The sequence below is a fragment of the Virgibacillus sp. CM-4 genome (assembly GCF_000445495.1).
GTDB lineage: Bacteria > Bacillota > Bacilli > Bacillales > Amphibacillaceae > Virgibacillus > Virgibacillus salexigens.
Genome location: NZ_AUQA01000006.1, coordinates 310,373 through 331,515, shown reverse-complemented (window position 1 = coordinate 331,515; position 21,143 = coordinate 310,373). Strand labels below are relative to the sequence as shown.

Genomic DNA, 21,143 nt, shown 5'->3' with positions numbered 1-21,143 from the left:
TTATAATAACTATGATAAGGTAACCAAAGGGGGGGAAAGCATGGATCGAATGTTTCGTGTGCTTGCTTTTTGGACAGGTATTTTTACAGTAATGTTCTACGTGGGCGAGATGCCAAAAACTTCATTACTATTCCTCGTTCAAACAGCTTTTTTCCTAACAGTAAGTTATTTAAAACTATCTGAACGCATGTATATGTATTTATTCGGAGCTTATTGTACTGTATTTTTTATTGGCTTTACATGGTATTCAGAATTTATACTCGTACCTGGTTTCGGACACTAAAAAGAGAAAGCCCTATTATTTTACGAAATAACAGGGCTTTCTTTTTTAGAATCTCAAACATATTTAGACATTTATACGCTTCCGAATTATCAAGCAAATGATTGCTTCAACAATTAGTATAAAAAATAAAGAGACACCAAACAATGGCATAATTACTCCTATGAAGAACATAATAAAACTTATTGATACACCAGTTGATACTTTCGGTGGTGCTGAAATACGACCATTTTTTTTACGTGACAGCCATGTCTTTACTCCCAAGAAAAGTACAACTAGGAAACCGATACAAACCAATACATTAATTAATTTGTTTGGCCAACCGAATAAATGTCCCCCATGTAATGGTATCCCCCAAGTAAACCACTTCTTTAATATTCCATAATCATTATACCCTACTTGCGCTATCAAATTACCGCTATATTGATCAAAATAGTTTGTCTTTTCTTGATATGGACTAACATCCAATCCAGTTACACCAGTATTACTACCTTTGGAAACCGTATATACACCGTCATCACCTATCGGATAAACAATGGAATATGGCTTAGCTATTTGCTGTTTTTCAATTTTCTCCATTAAGTACTGAACCTGAATGCTATGATGGTGGTTTGATTTATCAGAATTCACATCCATCGCTTCATGGTCTGCATGGAATTAGGTACGCTAGAAGACGGTAATGCATTGCTTCTAGTTGCCCAAGGAATTTCATTCATGTCAGAGGTTGGCGGCTATTGTTTTAAAAGTGGAACTCCAATAGAAGGATTTTCATGAGCTGCTGTATTAATAAAATTCCCCATAAAAAAAGACCAAGGTAATCCAGTAAATATAATAAGAATCATCGGTATAACAATGACCGTTCCTAATAAAGCATGCAACCTTTTATATTTTTGACGTGGAGATGAATGCTGTTTTTTCTGCCATGCCTTGCTCCTATATGTCAAATACAATCCAGATAGTAATAAGAATATCGCCCAGCAGGCAGCTAATTCAACTAGATAATTAACGATTGTTCCTCCAACAAATAAGGAGCTATGCGTATTTCTCATAACGTTTGAATATGTATATTCGGAATTTTGTTCCCCCACTATCTGATTATTATTATCTAGAAATACGTATCTCTCTTCCCCCTGTTCATTCGTCATTGTAAGTCTAGTGTTATAAGGATCATCTAATACAATAATTTTTGATACATCATAGCCCTTGTATTGCTCTTTTACATTCGCTATACCTTCATCAATCGTTAACTCGTCTGTATTATTGCTTTCTCCAAAAAATAAATCGTCGTATATAATATTTTCTATATCCGTATAAAATAAATACCCAATGCCGCTCATGGTTAAGGTTATAAGTAATGGCGTAATAAACAGAGCTGCATAAAAATGCCACCTCCAAAAACGATTATAATTATTTTTTTCAAATTTCAGCCCTCCAGCCATTGTTGTTTTATAACACATTTAACAACCTCCTTTTATTGATTAAGTATAATCAACATACTCTTATAGTAATTAAAGAACTTATGATGCACAACACTCAATTTGTGATATTACGTGAATATTTGTTGAATTATAACCAACAATCACAGAAGGCTCATTATAGTTTAAATTCAAACTAATTTTCTTTATTCTATTGACATGTGATTTTACTACCTATATAGTTGTTACTATAGTAGCTTAACTTATATCCCTACTAACAAAAGAGCAAAGTACATCCCCAAAAAAACCCTTCTTGAATATCAAGAAGGGTTTTTTATTGACTTGTTTTTTAGCAAGGAATAAAGGGGTTAGCTTTTTTTTCATTTGCAATCGATGTTTTGGGACCATGACCTGGGTATATATCAAAATCTTTATCCAGTGTATATATTTTCTGTTTAATACTTTGCTTCAATTCTTCAAAATTGCCACCTGGCAAATCAGTACGACCAATCCCTTGATAAAATAATACATCACCACTGATCATCATTAACTGTTCATGAAATAGAAAAGTAACACTACCAGGTGAATGCCCAGGGGTATGGATAATTTCAAATTGAAAATTGCCTAGTGTCATTTTCTCTGGAGTTAATAATTGATCAGGTTTTTGAGTTTGAATCGTTTCACCAATAAACATCAATGATCCATTCTTTTGTGCATCTTCAAGCCAATCTGCCTCAGCTTGATGGATATAAACATCAATTTCATAAAATTTTCGTAGCGCATCTACTGCACCAATATGATCAAAGTGCCCATGTGTTAATAATATTGCTTTAGGATCTAGCTGATTCGCAGACAAAAATGTCTTCACTTTTTCAGGTTCTCCACCTGGATCAAATACTAATGCTTGATTATCTTGATAAACAATATAACAATTCGTACCTAATGGTCCAAGTGACATTATTTCGATTTTCAAGATATGCCCTCCTTTATATTGATTAGAGTAACAAATTCCTCATGATATACCTCGACAAACGAAAAATAATACTATAAAATAAATATTATAACTGGACTAGTTACATAATAATACAAATGAAATTCCTTAAGCAACATTGAAAAACGAGGAGGATACGTATCATGATGCACATCGTCTTAGCAATTTTATTTCTGGCAGTAGCTTTACTAGCTATTATCTCTGTGATTCGTCAATTGAAATACAAAAATATATTTGCATTAGGATTTTCAGCAATCACAGCTTTAGCTTTTGGTTTTTTTGCAATCGCAACCATAATCTCAGAAATTACAGGCTAGTAGCATAATCACTCACTCCTAATAAAAAGCTGACGTATGGAGACGTTCAGCTTTTTATTATTCTTATTCCACAGTGTATAGGTCCGGGAGGATAATCCGTTGAATCATATGTTCTTGCATCCCCATAAGCTCAACCACAAGATGGAGCTAAATCTGTAAACGAAACCGAATTTCTACTTGTTACGCTTTATATTCTTTAATTTTAATTGTCTAATCTTTCAATGATGGTTGCATTAGCCATACCATAACCCTCACACATTGTTTGCAACCCATATCTCCCACCAGTTCGTTCCAATTCGTGCATCATTGTAATCATTAATCGACCGCCGCTTGCTCCTAAAGGATGTCCTAATGCAATTGCTCCACCATTTGGGTTTAATTTTGCATCGTCGATTTTCATTTCTTCTAGCCAAGCTAAAGCCACGGAAGCAAATGCTTCATTGACTTCAAAGATATCAATATCCGTAATGGAAAGCCTTGCTTGTTGGAGTGCTTTTCTCGTAGCAGGTATAGGTCCTGTCAACATTAGCGTAGGGTCTGAACCTACTACTGATCTTGTTAACACACGGAATCTTGGCTTTAACCCTAGCTTAAGAGCCTTTTCTTTTGACATTAGTAAAATCGCATTTGCTCCATCACTAATTTGACTCGCATTTCCTGCTGTTACACTTCCATTTGTTTTAAATGACGGCTTTAATTTGGCTAATTGTTCCAGACTCGTATTGTTTCTCGGTCCTTCGTCTTCTTTTATAAGTTCAGTCTTCCCATTTTCTAGCGTGACCTCTACGGACATTATTTCTTTATCGAATCTGCCTTCCTTTTGTGCTCGAACTGCTTTTTGATGACTATTTAAAGCAAAAGAATCTAATTCGACTCGAGATAGTCCCCATCGTTCAGCTATCCGGTCCGCGGATATACCTTGATGAATCACTTCATACTTTGACGTAAGTGAGCTAGTAAACGTTACGTGTTGTCGATTCGATCCAATTGGGACACGCGACATACTCTCAATACCTCCTGCAACAACAACGTCCATATCCCCACTTAGAATGGCTTGACACCCAAAATGTATTGCCTGCTGACTCGATCCACATTGACGATCAATGGTTGTCCCTGGAACTTCTTTCGGATACCCAGCTATTAATCCAGCAATTCTTGCAATATTCAACGCCTGTTCGCCAGTTTGTGAAACACAGCCTAAAATTACATCTTCAATTTCATACGCTGAAATTCCCGCACGTTTAATAACTTCCTTTAAAGGCTTAGCAGCTAGCTCATCTGCGCGAATATTACTTAAAACACCATTTTTCTTCCCTACCGGGGTCCTGGCTGCCTCTACAATGACTACTTCTCGCATATTCATTATCCTTTCTCAATGATTTTGTAACCCCTTACAATGAATCAAACATCCCCATCCTATGCGTATGTTTGATAGGTTAATTTATGTTTATATTATCGTATAATCATCATTTGCACCATTCTTTAGTTACAATAGAGCTGCCCTATTGGGACAGCTCTATTGTAAATTATTCACCGCTATTATTTTATCGCTCATTAAATTCAATAAACCGGAATAGATCCCCATAAATCAAGTCATCGGAGTAATCTAATTCTTTTTCTACTTTTTCCCTAATGGGGGTACAAGATTTTGTTTTATTAGTTGCATCTGTTCGATCACTTTCTTGATCCTCAATCGATTCTCCAGTCTTTCGGTCATAACAAATATTATTTGCAAACACATACTCGTCACTAATAAAATTCCCGTTTCGAAGTGCAATAAAATCTTTTCGTGTTTGGCTAAATAAATCTGTTCCAAATTGAATATCGTTTTGTGTTTCTAAGCCTAATAAACTTAATATCGTTGGTTTCACATCAATTTGACCCGATATTTTCGATTCTACCCTTCCTTCTCCATGTCCAGGTATATGAATAAAGAACGGTACACGTTGCAGTTGAACGTGATCATATGGCGTAATCTCTTCTTTATCCAAATACATACTCATTGCTCGATTATGATTCGCGCTAATTCCATAGTGATCACCCATAATTACGATAATGGAATCTTCATATAATCCAGTCTCTTTTAACTGGCTAAAGAATTGTTCAATTGCCTCATCCATATATCTAACTGTAGGAAAGAAATTATTTAAGGTTTTCGAATTGGAATGATAGGGATCAATCGATTGATCTTCATCATCTAATTCGAACGGGAAATGATTGGTTAATGTGATTAATTTTGCATAAAATGGTTGCTCCATTGATTTGAGAAGTGGAATGGACTGCTCGAAATATGGCTTATCCTTCAAACCCCATCCAATTGAATTTTCTTCGGTTACCTCATAAGACTCTTCCCCGTAAAAATGATCAATTCCTAAACTTTGATACATTTGGTCTCGATTCCAGAAACTTTTATTATTAGCATGTAGAACACTAGAATAATAGTTTTCCTCTTTTAATATTTCAGGCATTGCATGATATTCATTCTGAGCATGTGTAAAAAATACCGCTCCTCTTGAAAGAGGGTATAACGAATTTTCAACAATAAATTCAGAATCTGATGTTTTTCCTTGTTCCGTTTGATGATAAAAATTCTCGAAATAATACGTATCCTTATCTTCTGTCAACCTGTTTAAAAAAGGAGTGATCTCTTGACCATTTACATCATTATTTATTACGAAGCTTTGAATCGACTCGGCATTAATAAAAATGACATTTTTACCCTTAGCAACCCCAAATAATGCCGACTTTTCATCTGTTTTAACGTTCTCATTAATGTAATCTTGGATCTTAGGTATTTCATTGCCATCGGCAAATACACGTTGTGTTTTTGCTTTTGTATGAGTAGCAATATCATAAATATGATAATTAAAGAGTCCGATATTTTTGACTAAATATTCACGATCAAACGCACGAGTGAATAATTGTGGGCGCTCCATTTCAGCAAGAAAGAAATTACCAGCTAATAAAACAAGAGACATTGCTAAAGTAAATACTTTTCCATTTCTAGGATAATAAACCGTCCACCTATCCGGTTGCTTCTTGCTTAAATACCAAATGATTATAACATCTAAAAACAATAATATATCTAATGGCTTCACTAATGATAAAATACTTGAACCTAAATCAGCAACATTGCTTCCTTGGAATAGTTGAGGAATGGTGATAAAATCGGTAAATGATCGATAAAACACCAAATTGGCAAATATAATAAGCGTACCGATCAACGCAAGAAACCTTATGAACTTCAGCTGTCTACTTTGTTTTTTTATCCAAACACTTATGGCAAACACTAAGAAAGCTGAAACAAATGGATTTATAAATAATAATAACTCCTGCATTGCATTTTCCAAATCGATGGAAAACACAAATCGATACACCATGTATGTCTTTAAACCAAACAATAAGGTAGCTATAATAAACAATGGTATTTTTCTATAACTTACATCCATAACCGCTTCCCCCTGCTATTTTCACACTCCGTTTTCTTATCGATTCACTTGCATACCTGTCATTTCTTTCTATTATAAACGGTTTATTAAGTTTTTGTTAATATTATTTTATTTCCTTATATATGGTTATTACGATTTTGATTCAAAAAAGTTTCCTTCACCTTAATTTGCAAAGACAACATTCTCTAATTTTTGTTTTACTAAGAATGCTGCACCAATAATTCCCGCATCATTTCCTAATTCTGCTATTTTTAGTTCACAGTATTGACTTACTCGAACAAGTGCATATGTATTAAATGCTTTGCGAATCTCCGACAGCAGCAGGTCACCGGCCTTCGATACGCCTCCTCCTATTAGCACTTTAGAAGGGTTAACCATTGTTCCGATATTTGAAATTGTCATTCCTAATACATCTGCCGTATGAGTAACAATACGCATCGCAGTTTTATCCCCATCAGCAGCTAATTGAAAAACATCCTTTGAAGTAATACTCCCTTTTTCTGCTAATACGTTAGTTAGTAAACTTGTTTTCTCCATATCTATTTGTTTCATGGCTTGTCTAACAATTCCCGTCGCTGAGACGATTGTTTCTAAACAACCATTACGGCCACAGTTACATGGATAGCCATTCGGATCGATTGTCATATGCCCGATTTCGCCGCCCATCCCTGCTTCACCATTCACAATTTCTCCGTTTGCAATAATTCCACCACCAACACCCGTTCCTAATGTAATTGCAACTAGGTTGGCAGCCTGATTTCCTGCACCCCTCCAATTTTCACCTAAAACAGCTACATTAGCATCATTCTCAACATATACTGGTAGCTTCGAACGTTTACGTAATTGATTTCCAAAATCATAATTTTTCCATCCAATATTTACAGCTTCATAAACAAATCCTGTATCTCCTTCTATAAATCCGGGTGCACCTACACCAATTCCAAGTACTTGTTTTGTTGTAAATTCTTTCGCTTCCAACTTATTATTAATTGCTTCCCATACGTCATCAACAATGTGAATACCGCCATTTTCTGTATTTGTAGGTATTTCCCATTTTTCAATAATATCTCCTTGATCGTTAATAAGACCAAGTTTTGCAGAAGTTCCGCCAATATCTACCCCGATAATAAGTTCTTTCATTCACCTGTTCCCCCTTTTTTGTTCAACCGCATCCAATCTCTTTCTTTTTTTATAAGTAATTTTGCCTGAAGATAGCGTTCATTTTCAATAAAATGGAGCTTATATAATTCATCTAATTCCATTGCCATCATTTCTAAATCGCCCATACGATTACCAGTATAAATAAATGTACCATACTTCTTCAGTAATTGTTGAATATCATAAATCGTTTCCATTATTTTTATCACCTATATTATTATACTAAATTTAATATAGAAATAGAAATACAAACTTAAGTCATAAAAAGAACCAAATCGGATTAACGATCTGGATCTTTTGGATGTAGAAATGCTGGTCTCCGATTTTTCAATGGTATTGGCGAACGAAGAAAAACATCTCGAAATGGTCGATATGAAAATGGAAGGAATGGCCAAAAATATGCAATGTGGAATGATTTCATACGGGCTAAATATAATATCCACACTGTAATTCCGATAATATAACCAATGCCGCCTAATAAAGCTGCACAAAGCAATAAGAATATCCGAGCTAAACGATTAGCTAAACTTAATTCATAACTTGGAGTGGCATATGTTCCAATTGCTGCTACTGCCAAATAAAGGACGACTTCATGCGAAAACCAGCCTACTTGCACAGATACTTCTCCAATCATAATGGCTGCTACTAACCCAAGTGCGGTAGCTAAAGAGGACGGTGTATGAATGGCCGCCATACGCAGTACATCAATTCCCATTTCTGCTATTAAAAACTGAATAAGTAATGGAACGACACCAACTTCATCAGGTCCAATATATTGTAAATTTGCAGGTAAGTATTCCGGTTGTTTTGTAAACACGAAATATAAAGGAAGAATGAAGATGGAAGCAATAACTGCAATAAATCGTACAAATCTTAAATACGCACCTACTAAAGGTTTTTGCCTATACTCCTCAGCATGTTGGAGATGGTGAGAATACGTTGCAGGGGTAATCATCACACTTGGAGATCCATCAATAATAATTATGACATGCCCTTCATATAAATGAGAAGCAGCAGTATCTGGTCGTTCAGTATAACGTACAGTCGGATAGGGATTCCAATGCCGGCCACTAATATATTCTTCAATTGTTTTCTCCGCCATTGGAAGTCCATCGGTATCAATTTTTTCTAACTTCTTTTTTAAATTATCTACCCTTCGATTATCGGCAATATCCTCTAAATAACACACACAAATATCTGTCTTTGATCTTCTACCTATTTGCATATATTCCATGCGTAACGACCGATCACGAACTCTTCTTCGTGTAAGCGCCGTGTTGAATACAATTGTTTCGACATAACCATCGCGAGAGCCACGTACGACCCTTTCTAAATCTGGTTCTTCCGGTGAGCGAGCGGGATAAGTTCTTGCATCAATCATAATGATTTTGTCTATGCCCTCAACAATAAGAGCAGCCGGTCCTCCTAACACCAGATCCGAAGCATTATTTAAATCGGCTACTTCTTCCACTTCGATATAAGGAATATACGTTTTCATTAACTTACTTAATACATCTGGTTGAAAGTCACTTTGTTGTAACTTCGCAAACAGCTTCATAATATAAAGTAAAATATCATCTTTTCCAAATCCATCTATTAAAAACAGAGACATATTAATGCCAGCATATTCTAAATCTCTTTGTATAATATCAAAGCTTTTATCTACTGCTAATCGTTCATTAATATAATCTCGATTTTTTTGAAAGTCCTTAAAAATCGGCTGTTTTTCATTATTCATTAGCTCACCTTTTCATAAATTGTGATAGGTATAGTTTGTTGCAACGCCACCCTATCTATTCATTATGAGTCCAAGGCTTGTTTTAATCATAAATATGAAAAACAGACATATATTGAAACAAGACAAGCATTAAAAGGCGGGGGATTAATGAAAAAATGGCACGTAATCATTACCGTTATAGCTGCACTTTGTGTTATTGCTATTATATATATAATTAGGCTAAATTCTATTCCTGCCATAACCTATTTTCCCATTGACAAGAATCGTTCTTTTTCAAATGCTGAAACAACCATCCAATTATTTTCAGAAAAGGGAAATGATAATTACGAAATTAATTGGAGAGCAGGATCGAGGACAGAGAATTCAGTATACTTACGACAAGATGTCTCTCTACTTTACGATAATGGTCGATTAAGAGGAGCTCTTACTAAATGGGTACAAGATACAGATACCATTCAATTAAAAGAAAAACTTCATCACGAAGACAGTAGTTTGTTTCAATCCATTTCCTTTCATCATGGGGAAGTACATTACCCTGATAGTCAAATAAAAAGTATTCATCAATTATCTAGTGATTACTTATATGTTATTGATTCTCCAACAACCTCTTTAGAATCGTTTAAAACACCTGAAAATAATTATGAAAAAGAGTGGAAGGACTTATTAGAACGTACGACCAAACAACAATTAATTTATCAATGGAACAAGCTCTTCCACCACTTTCAAATCGATTCCAATCATTATCTAACCGTACCACTTACCGACTTAGCAAAATATCAAGAAGAACCCTTACCCTCTTTGACAATGGAACAAACAGAGAAGATTATGGGACAATTATGGGAGGGACTATATAAAAATTACGTTATTCCGGTAGTTAATACTGAAAACGAGGAATTAAACAGTTACATTCCAATCGTATTATTTGATAAAGACCAAAAACACTTGCTTGTTTTATATGAACTGAACGGAAAGAAGAACAAATTAATCCAAAACTACTCCTTTACAGATCAGTAATTAATAAAATGCGAAATGCCCACTAGCTTATTATGCTAATGGGCATTTCATTTAATTTGGTGCATTTCCTATAATTTGTTCGTAGAGGCTTTTGATATCTGGATCGTCAGGGTGCTTTTGGTATCCTTTCTTTATGATAGCTTCTGCCTTATTTCTTTCACCCCTGCTATCATACAAGATAGCTAAATTATGAAAAGCTTGCGGTAAACTCGTATCCAATTCAATACTTTTTTCTAAATCTTCAATTGCCTCTTGAGGCTGATTTAATTGAATATATGCATAGGACCGATGAAACAAAATAGCAGCATCTAGATCACCTTCACTATTTAAAGCCTGGTCACCTTGTGAAACAACTGTGTGGTAATCTTCTTGACCAATTAATCGTTCCATTTGCATCACATGATATACTTGATCATTTAAGTTATTACTAAAACCATATTGGATTATGCTAAAGATCAGTATAATATATACTATACATGCAGCAAGCTGCTTGAAGCGCTCTCTATGTTTTGGGAGATGAACAATTGCTGAAGCAATGAACCCTGCTACTAATCCACCTAAATGTGCTCCATTATCTATTTGTGGAACAACCAACCCAAAGACGACATTTATCCCAATTAAAATTAACACATTTGTACCCATCGTCTGAAAAAAGATTCTTCGATTATGTAGTCCAAAAAATAATAAAGCTCCGAATAACCCAAATAATGCTCCCGAAGCTCCTGCAGCTATACTCGGTGAAAATGCAAAGCTAGCTATTCCACCACCAATACCTGCTAAAAAGTAAATAACTAAGAAACGCCACGATCCGAAGATGCGCTCGACTAACGCACCTAAATAATAAACAGCAATCATATTCATTGCTAAATGCAGAAACCCAATATGGAGAAACATCGAACTAATAATTCTCCACCATTGGCCATCTTCAATCATTGCTGGATTGTATTTCGCTCCGAACTCTATTAAAGTATTCGTGTTATCACTGCCACCGCTTACTTCCATCCAGAGAAACAAGCTTATACATATAACTAATAGTATATAGGTAAATCGTGGCTTTCCAAAAGAAAAAACAGCTTGAGCTTGTTCCTTAAAATTAACAACACGTTGTTTAACATATGTTTTGTAATAAGATAATTGTTCTTCTTTTTCTTGCTCATCGAGGGATGTATCTTCTAACTCAATCGCCGGAAGGTCCATTTCGATAGCCTTTGTGATTCTGTCCATTTCATCATCATAACTGCTTTCAGAATTTCTTTTCGATAAATAATATACGTTCATCATCGTTGGTTTTTTTTCATTAAGTTGCATCGGTTTCTTTAATATTTCCCAATCATCTACTGGTGTATGCTCCGATATGTAAATATTATGTATGTTAATTGTTTTTGCTTGTAGCAATTTTTTCATTGCCTTTACTTTTTGAAACACAAGCGCTATATCTTTTTTTAAATGATTTTTCCAATCAAATCCTTTTGTTGTAAATCGAATTACTGTCGATTTACTCCCTTCATGTTGTTCCAACCATATCTCGTGTTCTTGTTCACTTACATATAATACATCATACTCCAGCTTGGTGATGAAGTGGTATGCAAGTTTGTACATTGTATATTGTTCATTGATATACATTTAAAATCTCCCCTTAGACTTTCATCATACCAAATCCCCTTAGACTTTTCTCTGATTATGATAAAAGAAGCTGTATATGCACAACTTCTTTTTCACTTAAGTCTCCGTTTTCTCAGGAAAGATTCTTCTTTTGAAACATTCCAGGTATCATATTTGTACGAATGGATGGTATATTCATCGAAAGATTCACTGCTAATTTTCTTAAAAACCCTATTGCTAATAATGTATTCATTATTCGAAAACGCCATTTATACAATAAGCTTACAGCAGCGATCATGCCTGACAATAAAAATAGAATACGCATTGTAACACCTCTTTTTTTCATGGTGTTATTAGTTATGAGCTTCCTTTTCAATTTTATTCATGACGGTTTGTAACGATTTCACTTTCTGTAATCAGTGTTTCAACTGGAAGATCAAATGGCTCTACAGGTATAACATCTACTAACTGCCTACTATGTAAAATAGATATGGTTTTATTAAAATACGCACTTAAGAGTCTATCATAATAACCACCACCAAACCCTATTCGATAACCAGCACGATTAAAGATAATTCCAGGAACTATTAATAATTCTATAGTATGAAGGTTTACTTCTTCCGTTTCTGCTAGTTTGGGCTCTAGTAAATGAGCATATGCCACTTCTAGTTGATCATATGCATAGAGTTGAAAAAACTTAAGGGCATTTTGTTGCGGAAAACATTTTGGTACACATACTCGCTTCTTTTGTTCCCAAGCGGTTTCAATAATTCGACGTGTATCCCATTCAAATGCTTGAGAAATGGTTATTCCAATTGAATTCGAATTTTTCCAAAGTTCGGTTTGGAAAAGATTGGTATGTAGCTTTGCTTCGATATCGTGACGCTCGTCTAAACCAATGGTTTTTAGATTCTTTATCATTTGTGCACGCAATTGATCTTTATTCATCTGTTCCCCACCTTTCCCTTATAAGAAACATAGCATAGGTAATGAGATCATAGTTAAAAGTTAATCATGATAGAACGTAAAATAAAACCCTTATCTAAAAAGATAAAGGCTTTTTTACAACTCATTATTTCGTTTCACGATGTAGTGTGTGTTTTTTAAGACGTGGACTGTATTTCATAAGCTCAATACGTTCAGGATTTGTACGTTTATTTTTCGTAGTAATATAATTACGATCTCCTGTTTCTGTACAAGCTAAAGTAATATTTACGCGCATGTTTTTCCCTCCAAACTTTACCTATATTGCTCCATAACCTGCGATTAATTCATTTCAGACTTAATTATAATATCAGATGTTTGTTAAACTATCAAGTAAGACAACAACTTTTATTCAAAATAAACCAAAAGCAGGCTGTCTATTCAGACAACCTGCTTTTGGTTTAGCTATTTTTTGACTCGGTAGACTCTTCATCACTCATTATTTCTTTGGTGGACTTCTTGAATTCAGCTAACGTCTTACCAATTGCCGATCCAATTTCGGGTAATTTCTTTGGACCAAATATGATTAACGTAATAATTAGAATGATAATCAAACCTGGTATTCCAATATTTGAGAGCATTTTTCCACCTTCTTTCTCTGGATCAACCTATTCTACCATCAGGCAAGTTGCCCACCGTTTTTGCTGTACTTGACAATTCCTTCAGCTGCACGGTAAGCTAAAGCACCAACTGTATCAGTTGGATTATAACCGCTATTATGTGGGAAAGAAGAAGCACCAACAACAAACAAATTATCCATATCCCACATCTGTGAGTAATTATTTACTGCAGATGTTTCTGGATCGCCCCCCATAATCACTCCACCGGTATTATGAGTTGTTTGATAGGTATTAATTTCATAAGGTCCTAATTCTTCCATTGCGTCAATTCGGTCTGCACCCATTTCTTTAAGAATTTCTTTTGCTTTCGTCGCAGTAAATTTCGCGAGTTCTCTATCTTGATCTTTGAAGTCATAAGTCATTCGAATCAACGGATCTCCAAATGCATCTTTATACATTGGGTCAAGATCCAAATAGTGTTGTTTAAAAGGCAGACTAGCTCCCATTGCTCCTATTGATAGCGTTTTATTAATATATTTCATTGAATTCTGTTTGAATTCTTTTCCCCAGGTTGGAGAATCAGCAGGAATAGGATTACTTTGGATCGGTCGCTTTCCAGTTTGAGTTAGCGATAAATATCCACCATGTAAAAAATTAACATCCGAATGATCAAAATTATCGCCATTGAAGTCATCAATTACCATACCTAAAGAACCAGCACCCGCAAAGTTATTAAACTTTTTATCCTCGAAGAATCCAGTTGCAGAACCTTTAATTATTTGATATGCATAATTTTTACCAATAACTCCTCTTCCGGTTGATGGATTATATGGACGACCAATTTCCGAGTTTAATAAGAGTTTTACGTTATTAAATACATAGCTTGTAAGTACCACCATATCAGCTGGTTGTTCAATTTCTTCTCCTGTTGTAACATCCGTATAGAGAACACCAGTCGCTTTACCATCCTTATGTAAAACTCTTCGTACCCAAGAATGCGTTCTTAAGTCGAATTTACCGGTGTTTTTAGCAATCGGAATAACGGTAACTACAGGATCTGCTTTTGCGCCGTATTCGCATCCAAACCGTTCACAAAAAGCGCAATATTGGCAAGCCGCTCTACTTATTCCATCTGGATTTGTATAATTCTCGGATAAGTTGGCAGACGGAATTGTATAAGGGTGATAATTTAAACTTTCCGTAGCTTGTTTAAACATTTTCATTTGTGGTGAATGCAACATCGGTTTCGTTGGATACTTATTTGAACGTTTTCCCCCTAACGGATTTTCTTCTCCTGAGATACCAGCCATTTTTTCAAATTTATCATAATATGGTTCAATTTCATCATAAGTGATTCCCCAATCTTGAATCGTCATATCTGCAGGGATCTTATCCTTTCCATAACGTTCGATGGTGCGAGTACGAATTTCAAAATCATACGGTAAAAACCGGAATGTCTGTCCATTCCAATGAACACCAGCCCCCCCTACACCATCTCCTAAGAGAAAAGAACCGTATTGACGCATCGGCAGCGCACGCATTTTTTCATTTCCTCGAAATGTTAATGTTTCTTTCGATAAATCGGACATTAATTCATAACGAATGGCATAGCGTAATTCATCATGCGCCATATAGTAATCTTCCGTCTCCCGTTCTTGTCCTTTTTCAAGACCAACGACATTTAATCCTTGTTTGGTTAGTTCAGAAGCTATAATACCGCCACCCCAACCAACACCAACGATTACTACATCTGTTTTTGGTAATTTCTTGACCATTCTTATCACCTCTCATTTCATTAATTCCTACATATGATCGCGAAGACTTCTAGGTTCAATTTGTTGGAATTCTTCACTTTCAATAACCTTTGTATAATTCATTTGGTCACCTGGATAATCCCTCATTTTCCAGCCTTCCATATTTCGATTACCCCCATACAGCGGATCGCTATAAACTCCTTCTAATGTCATACTTCTGAGCAGATTAAAAAATCCACTTGCTGAGATTGTTGTTAAATTTACATTATCCTCTGCAAAATCTGTTAGTACCGTATCTTGTTCTTCAGCAGTTAGATCCGTGAATCCTTTTTCGAATTTTTCATGACTATAATTCTGCATTTCACGAATACCGATTCGAAAGATTTCCCGGCGCTTTAATCTTCCCTGATACCCTTGTGTCTTCTCACCATGAAAGAATGGTGGGTTCATATAGTCTCTTGCATTAAAACCATAGGACCCAGCTAATTGATGATCAATATAAAAGGCAACTCCTAATGATTTAGCCCCTGGCCCAAGGTCATCTTCTGGAAATATCCGTTCAGTGGCAGCTTCAACTACTTGAAATTCCACTTGATTAAAGTTCATTAACGCTTGATTGAAGTTTTTCGTTTCATTAGCAGCTTGTTGTTGTTCTTTTTCCTCGTTCCCCCACGGGATAACGCTACCTAAAACTCCACCAACTGCTAAACCACCGACTGCAAAACCAGAATTTCTTAAAAACTTTCTTCTTGAAAGACTATCTTTGTCCAATTTTTCTTCTTCATTATGGTTATCTTCAGCCAAAAGACTCACCTCCTTAATTAGTAATCTTATTATGTCACCAAAAATAACCACTCATACATAAAAAAAATCGGGACATAATATTCATAAATCTTATATATGGAGGATAGGTCTATGAAAAGAAAATGTAACAGAATGATGTTGTTTCTCTTTTTAATAACTGCAGCATTATTAACTGCATGTACAGATAATAATGATGGTGCCATCGGTGATACTGATAACACGAATGATATGAATATGGCTAATGTTTCAGACCATGCAAACAATGATAATGTAAACGATCCAAATATTATCCCTAGTGAAACAAGCGATAAAACGAGAACAACAAATAAAAAAGGGACAACCTACAGTGGAATGGGACAGAATCTTTACAGTTCCATCGGAAGTTCAGGGATTCACGAGGGTGGCGTTTCTTCCTTTTTTGAATCTATATTAGAAAGCGAAGGAATTACTGGAGTAAAAGTATTCGTTGTTGACGATTCCGTCGTATTGGCTAGAGATGAAGAAGCTACTACAAGCCATCAATATGACAATATGCAAAAGGATGTCTTAAGTGGAACGGATGGTTTGTCTTCCAAGGGTGAAACGAAAGACGTTGAAAACAACACAAGCGGTAATTCAGGTGACAACCTTGAACAAGCCAAACAAAAAATGAATACACTTTTTAATGGTGATGTAAAGATCTTAACAGCAACCGAACCTGGTGCAGTAGACTTAATTGAAAGCATTAAAAGTAATATTATGGATGGTGCTTATCAAAAGGCATCCGATCAATTATTAGAACTATTAAATAAAACAGAATAAATCCAATCATAAATTACCCCCCTGCTCTACAAGTCAGGGGGGTAATTTTCGTATGATCCACTTTATGTGTATCCGTTAATTTTTATCATAGGTCCAGACACGATTGTGATTCGAAGTTTGAGGAAATTTTTCACCAGCTTTTAGTTTTACCATTTTCGGCTCATTCACACTACTACCTGTCTCACCAATTTCGATATAGACACCATTATTTGGCGCCTTTTGTCCAACGCGAAAGTGGCTATATTCGCCCATTTAAAACACCTCCACTAAGTCGCTATACAAAACATATTCTTTACGGAATTATCCCAAATATACTATCGGTGATAAGAAAATCAAAAATAACTTGGGACTATTCGATTAATTTCGCCAAAATTTTATCTTTGACCATGGCTTTTATACCTTGTTTTATGTTATAACTATTATTGAATACGAAGGAGGTAGTCACATGATATATGCAATTATTTCCATTATTGTCATGGGAATTGTTTTACTTGCTATATCCTTTTTCATGAATGACCGAATTGAAGAGGTTGAAAGTCAGCTAGAACAGTTTTCAATTACAACAATGCAAGATACATATCAAATGAAAAAAAAGATAAAGATCTTGGAAGAAGAATTGCTTACAGAAGATTTTACTGACGAGCGAGTAGAAAATAAATAGTTGGATAGAGGGAGAAAATCAAATGAAACAACCTATACGTATGTTTGGAATCGGCCTTCTTACAGCTGGTGTGATCATGCTTGGGACATACTTTTTCTTTAGCGGTTCTGTAAATACCGTTGACAATTTAACTAATGATGAATTGGTTTCCATTATCGAAGAAAAAGGATACCATGTCTTGTCTAATTCCGAATACATCGCTGCATCCGTTAATGAATCATCAGCCCAGTCGGAAGAATCTAAAGAAAACAATAAGAACGCTGAATCTGACAACAGTTCCACTGATCAAGAGAAAGAAGACGAGGACAGTGCTAATGATAAAGAGAAGGATCAAGCAGAAGAAGACAAGCCCAAGACTTATACATTACATATTGAAGAAGGAATGGCTTCCTCTGATATAAGCTCTTCACTAGAAGAAAATGAAATCATCGATGATTCAAGTGAATTTAATGATTACATGGAAGAGAACGATTATAGTTTACGGGTACAATTAGGGGAGTTCGAGGTAAACAGTGACATGAGTTTGTATGAAATCGCCGAAGCCATTACTAGATAAAAAGCTAAAAAGCAGTATATACTGCTTTTTAGCTTTTTTAATTTAGATTAAAATTTTGACCTTTAACTAAATATAAAATATTTTCCCCAATATTGGTTATATGATCAGCAAATCTTTCTAAATACCTTGCACAGAATGAAACTTGCATAATGTATTGAATCATATCAGAATTTGTGGCAGTTTCCCCTAATAATTCGCTAATCATTAGCTTATTTTGTCGATCCACTAAATCATCCATTTCTGCTAATTGACCTGCAAGCATAATATCCTCTTTTGTAAAAGCCTCTATAGCAGTATGAAGCATCTTTACAATTGATTCACGCATGACATTAATCCTATCTGGAATAATTCTTATCTCATTTACTCCGAGATGTATGGTTGACCTAGCAATATTTTTTGCATTATCGGCCATTCTTTCTAAATCTGTTGCAATCTTTAAGGCAATAATTAAACGTCTTAAATCTGTAGCCACAGGCTGTTGTTTCGCAATTAAAAGGATTGTTTGATCGTTAATCTCTAATTCTTTTTTATCAACCCATTTATCGTCTTCAATTATTTGCTCAGCTAACTTGATATCTTGGTTGTATAATGCTTCTACTGATTGATTTAACGCATGTTCTGCTTGATTAGCAAGATCTATAATTGCTTGATTAATTCCCTGCAATTCTTGGTGAAACTGTTCTCTTGTTTGCATATGTCCCCCTCCAATCCTTTACTTTTAATATTAGAATAACAGAGTACTATAAATTAATGATTGGCCGCATGTTAAGTTTTTGTAAATTTTATTCAAACATTATACAAGCTTTTTCGGAGAATCGCTTCAAAAAACAGAAAAGTCTGTTCGTGGAAACATAGGTGGAAACATAGCATGAACGATACCAACCAATTCATCATAAAAAGCCGTTGAGGTATACTCAACGGCTTCTCTATTTTTTAATCGTTTTGTTTTTCTTTTTCTTCATCACGTTCTTCTTTTATATCGAAATATGCATCCATAATTCTTGAACTAATCTGATGGTTAATTTTGTACGTATTACCCAAACCAGTATTTGGCGCAATAACCGCGAATGCAATCTCCGGTTCTTCATAAGGTGCATACCCAATTAATGACAAGTTCTCTGTTTCCGCAACTTCTTTGCCATTTTCATATATTGCATTCTCAGCTGTTCCGGTTTTACCAGCTGGGTTATAGTCCTTACTAGCGTAATATCTAAATCCAGTTCCGCCCTGTTCTTGGAAAACTTGGCGAAAACCTTCTTGAACGCGTTCGAGATAAGATTGATCCATTTGTACACGATTTAATACTTCTGTGTTTTCACTTCGATAGACGTTACCTAATTGTTCGTCTGATTTTCCTGGGTTACGAATCTCTTTTAAGAAATGAGGACGGACTCTGTATCCGTCATTTGCAATTGTCGAAACGTACTGAGCTAATTGCATGGTCGTATACGTATCATACTGGCCAATTGCAAAGTCCATTAAAAGCCCGGCACGATTCATAGATTCACCTTCATAACCGATTGCCTCATAAGGAAAATCAATTCCTGTTTTAACCCCTAAGCCAAATTGTTGGAAATAATTACGCATTTCTTGCCACGCCGCAGTATTAAATGAAGCTTTACCATTATTAGGGAAAGGATAGCGATTCTCTCCACCCATTTTTAAGGCAATATAAAACATATATACGTTCGATGAACGTTTTAATGCAGCTTGATCATCCACCGTGCCAATCGCACTCGTATGCGATCTTTTTGGTGGTGTACCTTTTATCTTAATGGGTGAATCATTAAAGGTTTGTCCTGGTGAAATAACGCCTGATTCTAATCCAGCTAACACTGTAGCTCCTTTAACGACAGATCCAGGACGGTGGCTATCGTATAATGCTTTATAAGCCGTATTGGAATATTCGTTTCCATCCCTTGTTTGTCCACTTACCGCTAGCAGCTCACCTGTATTAGGATCGAGAACAACAGCAAGTGCATCCGTTAAATATTTGTTTTCGTAAGGGTGTTGTTTATACGCTGCTTGCAACTCTTCCCTTACAATTTTATCCACTTCTTGCTGGAATTCCATATCAATTGTTAGTACGAGATCCTTGCCTCTACTACCCTCTACTACTGTTTCCGTCCCAACAACCTTACCTGACTTTGTAGTTGTGTATTGAATTTGTTCTTTTCGACCACGCAATACATCTTCATAATATTCTTCCAGTCCACTTTTCCCTACACGGTCATTTCGACTATATCCTCTAGTTAAGTAATATTGTTCTTTTTCAGCAGGTATTCCTTGCTCTTGTGTAGTAATTGAACCAAGTAAGCTGTTGATGGATTCACCGAATGGGTAATCGCGATTCCAGTCAGTAGTTGCATTCACGCCAGGTAAAACACCTAAGTGCTCCGAAACCTGAGCATACTCTTCAGCAGTGACATCCTCATTCTTAACAATTTGTGGCGTTAACGAGTAAGCTTTGTCTAGCTCTTTCTTTATTGCTATTACTTCTAGTTGTTGTTTAGAGAAATTAGCTATTTCTTCTTCCGTAATTCGTTCTAAGATGGTGTTGTATTGCTCTGCGTTGTCTAAATCTGCAGCCTCTTCTTCAGATAGTCGACTATCCGCCTCTTCCTTGTTCTTCAAATACCAGTATTCTTTTTTATTTCTTTCTGTAATACCTTTTAGATAATCTTCGCTATCCATGGAAATAAACTCAGCTAGTTTTTCAGCTACTTCCAAGCGATCTTCTGCTTGCGTCCCTTTAGCTGGAGTATATGTAATCGAATATTGTGGTTTATTATCGACAACGACATTGTGTTTACTGTCATATACTTTTCCACGTGGTACAGGTATTTTGGTAGTATCCTTTACTGTTCGATCGATTTCTTCTTGAAAAGCTTCTCCATTTAAAATTTGTACAACACCAAGTTGTAAAATTAATACAGTAAACATTAGAAAAATCACAAAGAATAGTATGTTAATTCGAAAGGGAAGTTGCGCCTTTTTCTTTCTTTTCTTATTACTCATTACCTCTCCCCCATGAGAAATTGATCTTGCTGTAGCATGTA

At 35.4% G+C, this 21,143-nt stretch carries 24 protein-coding genes; 6 read left to right on the top strand and 18 right to left on the bottom strand.

The window, feature by feature from the left end; translation table 11 throughout:
• Nucleotides 1-40: 40 nt before the first annotated feature.
• Nucleotides 41-283 (top strand): DUF2626 domain-containing protein, encoded by a 243-nt coding sequence (locus tag M948_RS34870; RefSeq protein ID WP_021291127.1) that lies wholly within the window; start codon nucleotides 41-43, stop codon nucleotides 281-283.
• Between the two features lie 63 nt (nucleotides 284-346).
• On the opposite strand, the gene M948_RS44015 is transcribed toward M948_RS34870, so the two are convergent.
• The 3 genes from M948_RS44015 to M948_RS34860 all read right to left on the bottom strand — a co-directional run bounded on the left by M948_RS44015 (nucleotide 347) and on the right by M948_RS34860 (nucleotide 2,668).
• On the bottom strand, nucleotides 347-910 hold the full coding sequence (locus M948_RS44015; protein WP_369759889.1) for a PepSY domain-containing protein: 564 nt from the start codon (nucleotides 908-910) through the stop codon (nucleotides 347-349).
• Between the two features lie 101 nt (nucleotides 911-1,011).
• Nucleotides 1,012-1,737: a PepSY-associated TM helix domain-containing protein gene (locus M948_RS44010; protein WP_369759888.1), complete on the bottom strand. Its 726-nt coding sequence runs from the start codon at nucleotides 1,735-1,737 to the stop codon at nucleotides 1,012-1,014.
• Between the two features lie 307 nt (nucleotides 1,738-2,044).
• Nucleotides 2,045-2,668 (bottom strand): MBL fold metallo-hydrolase, encoded by a 624-nt coding sequence (locus M948_RS34860; protein ID WP_021291126.1) that lies wholly within the window; start codon nucleotides 2,666-2,668, stop codon nucleotides 2,045-2,047.
• Nucleotides 2,669-2,829: 161 nt separating this feature from the next.
• Between M948_RS34860 and M948_RS42855 the strand changes: the two genes are divergently transcribed.
• On the top strand, nucleotides 2,830-3,003 hold the full coding sequence (locus tag M948_RS42855; RefSeq protein WP_021291125.1) for a DUF2759 family protein: 174 nt from the start codon (nucleotides 2,830-2,832) through the stop codon (nucleotides 3,001-3,003).
• Nucleotides 3,004-3,205: 202 nt separating this feature from the next.
• Here the strand turns inward: M948_RS42855 and M948_RS34855 are convergent, their stop codons facing one another.
• The 5 genes from M948_RS34855 to M948_RS34835 all read right to left on the bottom strand — a co-directional run bounded on the left by M948_RS34855 (nucleotide 3,206) and on the right by M948_RS34835 (nucleotide 9,348).
• A complete protein-coding gene (locus M948_RS34855; RefSeq protein ID WP_021291124.1) occupies nucleotides 3,206-4,360 on the bottom strand; it encodes a thiolase family protein in 1,155 nt (384 codons plus the stop codon).
• Between the two features lie 187 nt (nucleotides 4,361-4,547).
• On the bottom strand, nucleotides 4,548-6,452 hold the full coding sequence (locus M948_RS34850; protein WP_021291123.1) for an LTA synthase family protein: 1,905 nt from the start codon (nucleotides 6,450-6,452) through the stop codon (nucleotides 4,548-4,550).
• Nucleotides 6,453-6,614: 162 nt separating this feature from the next.
• The gene (locus M948_RS34845; protein ID WP_021291122.1) at nucleotides 6,615-7,592 is read right to left on the bottom strand and encodes an ROK family glucokinase; all 978 of its coding nucleotides are present in this window, start codon (nucleotides 7,590-7,592) and stop codon (nucleotides 6,615-6,617) included.
• Nucleotides 7,589-7,807, bottom strand: a complete 219-nt coding sequence (locus tag M948_RS34840; protein WP_021291121.1) for a YqgQ family protein — start codon at nucleotides 7,805-7,807, stop codon at nucleotides 7,589-7,591. Before M948_RS34840 ends, M948_RS34845 begins: the two co-directional genes overlap by 4 nt.
• Before the next feature lie 83 nt (nucleotides 7,808-7,890).
• Nucleotides 7,891-9,348 carry a spore germination protein gene (locus M948_RS34835; RefSeq protein ID WP_021291120.1) on the bottom strand — a complete coding sequence of 486 codons (1,458 nt, stop codon included), beginning with the start codon at nucleotides 9,346-9,348 and terminating at the stop codon, nucleotides 7,891-7,893.
• 147 nt (nucleotides 9,349-9,495) lie between these two features.
• Here M948_RS34835 and M948_RS34830 point away from each other — a divergent pair, with 147 nt between their 5' ends.
• A complete protein-coding gene (locus M948_RS34830; protein WP_021291119.1) occupies nucleotides 9,496-10,362 on the top strand; it encodes a hypothetical protein in 867 nt (288 codons plus the stop codon).
• A gap of 51 nt (nucleotides 10,363-10,413) precedes the next feature.
• Here the strand turns inward: M948_RS34830 and M948_RS34825 are convergent, their stop codons facing one another.
• The 7 genes from M948_RS34825 to M948_RS34795 all read right to left on the bottom strand — a co-directional run bounded on the left by M948_RS34825 (nucleotide 10,414) and on the right by M948_RS34795 (nucleotide 16,066).
• The gene (locus M948_RS34825) at nucleotides 10,414-11,985 is read right to left on the bottom strand and encodes a rhomboid family protein (protein WP_021291118.1); all 1,572 of its coding nucleotides are present in this window, start codon (nucleotides 11,983-11,985) and stop codon (nucleotides 10,414-10,416) included.
• A 112-nt stretch (nucleotides 11,986-12,097) separates the two neighbouring features.
• Nucleotides 12,098-12,289, bottom strand: a complete 192-nt coding sequence (locus M948_RS34820) for a hypothetical protein (protein ID WP_021291117.1) — start codon at nucleotides 12,287-12,289, stop codon at nucleotides 12,098-12,100.
• 53 nt (nucleotides 12,290-12,342) lie between these two features.
• Complete coding sequence (locus M948_RS34815) at nucleotides 12,343-12,912, bottom strand: 5-formyltetrahydrofolate cyclo-ligase (RefSeq protein WP_021291116.1); 570 nt, start codon at nucleotides 12,910-12,912, stop codon at nucleotides 12,343-12,345.
• A 124-nt stretch (nucleotides 12,913-13,036) separates the two neighbouring features.
• Nucleotides 13,037-13,186: a 50S ribosomal protein L33 gene (gene rpmG, locus M948_RS34810; protein ID WP_021291115.1), complete on the bottom strand. Its 150-nt coding sequence runs from the start codon at nucleotides 13,184-13,186 to the stop codon at nucleotides 13,037-13,039.
• A 163-nt stretch (nucleotides 13,187-13,349) separates the two neighbouring features.
• A complete protein-coding gene (gene tatA, locus M948_RS34805) occupies nucleotides 13,350-13,529 on the bottom strand; it encodes a twin-arginine translocase TatA/TatE family subunit (protein WP_021291114.1) in 180 nt (59 codons plus the stop codon).
• A gap of 38 nt (nucleotides 13,530-13,567) precedes the next feature.
• Nucleotides 13,568-15,283 (bottom strand): GMC family oxidoreductase, encoded by a 1,716-nt coding sequence (locus M948_RS34800; protein WP_021291113.1) that lies wholly within the window; start codon nucleotides 15,281-15,283, stop codon nucleotides 13,568-13,570.
• Nucleotides 15,284-15,310: 27 nt separating this feature from the next.
• On the bottom strand, nucleotides 15,311-16,066 hold the full coding sequence (locus M948_RS34795) for a gluconate 2-dehydrogenase subunit 3 family protein (protein WP_021291112.1): 756 nt from the start codon (nucleotides 16,064-16,066) through the stop codon (nucleotides 15,311-15,313).
• A gap of 111 nt (nucleotides 16,067-16,177) precedes the next feature.
• Between M948_RS34795 and M948_RS34790 the strand changes: the two genes are divergently transcribed.
• Nucleotides 16,178-16,867 (top strand): hypothetical protein, encoded by a 690-nt coding sequence (locus M948_RS34790; RefSeq protein WP_021291111.1) that lies wholly within the window; start codon nucleotides 16,178-16,180, stop codon nucleotides 16,865-16,867.
• 75 nt (nucleotides 16,868-16,942) lie between these two features.
• On the opposite strand, the gene M948_RS42850 is transcribed toward M948_RS34790, so the two are convergent.
• The gene (locus M948_RS42850) at nucleotides 16,943-17,119 is read right to left on the bottom strand and encodes a YjzC family protein (RefSeq protein WP_021291110.1); all 177 of its coding nucleotides are present in this window, start codon (nucleotides 17,117-17,119) and stop codon (nucleotides 16,943-16,945) included.
• Nucleotides 17,120-17,312: 193 nt separating this feature from the next.
• Here M948_RS42850 and M948_RS34785 point away from each other — a divergent pair, with 193 nt between their 5' ends.
• Entirely contained in the window at nucleotides 17,313-17,528 is a 216-nt protein-coding gene (locus tag M948_RS34785; RefSeq protein WP_021291109.1) for a hypothetical protein, read from the top strand.
• Nucleotides 17,529-17,550: 22 nt separating this feature from the next.
• Nucleotides 17,551-18,084: a hypothetical protein gene (locus M948_RS34780; protein WP_021291108.1), complete on the top strand. Its 534-nt coding sequence runs from the start codon at nucleotides 17,551-17,553 to the stop codon at nucleotides 18,082-18,084.
• 37 nt (nucleotides 18,085-18,121) lie between these two features.
• Here the strand turns inward: M948_RS34780 and phoU are convergent, their stop codons facing one another.
• Together phoU and M948_RS34770 are read right to left on the bottom strand one after the other, a co-directional pair.
• Nucleotides 18,122-18,778, bottom strand: a complete 657-nt coding sequence (gene phoU, locus M948_RS34775; RefSeq protein WP_021291107.1) for a phosphate signaling complex protein PhoU — start codon at nucleotides 18,776-18,778, stop codon at nucleotides 18,122-18,124.
• A 239-nt stretch (nucleotides 18,779-19,017) separates the two neighbouring features.
• Nucleotides 19,018-21,102, bottom strand: coding sequence for a peptidoglycan D,D-transpeptidase FtsI family protein (locus M948_RS34770; protein ID WP_021291106.1), 2,085 nt, complete (start codon nucleotides 21,100-21,102; stop codon nucleotides 19,018-19,020).
• Nucleotides 21,103-21,143: the final 41 nt, after the last annotated feature.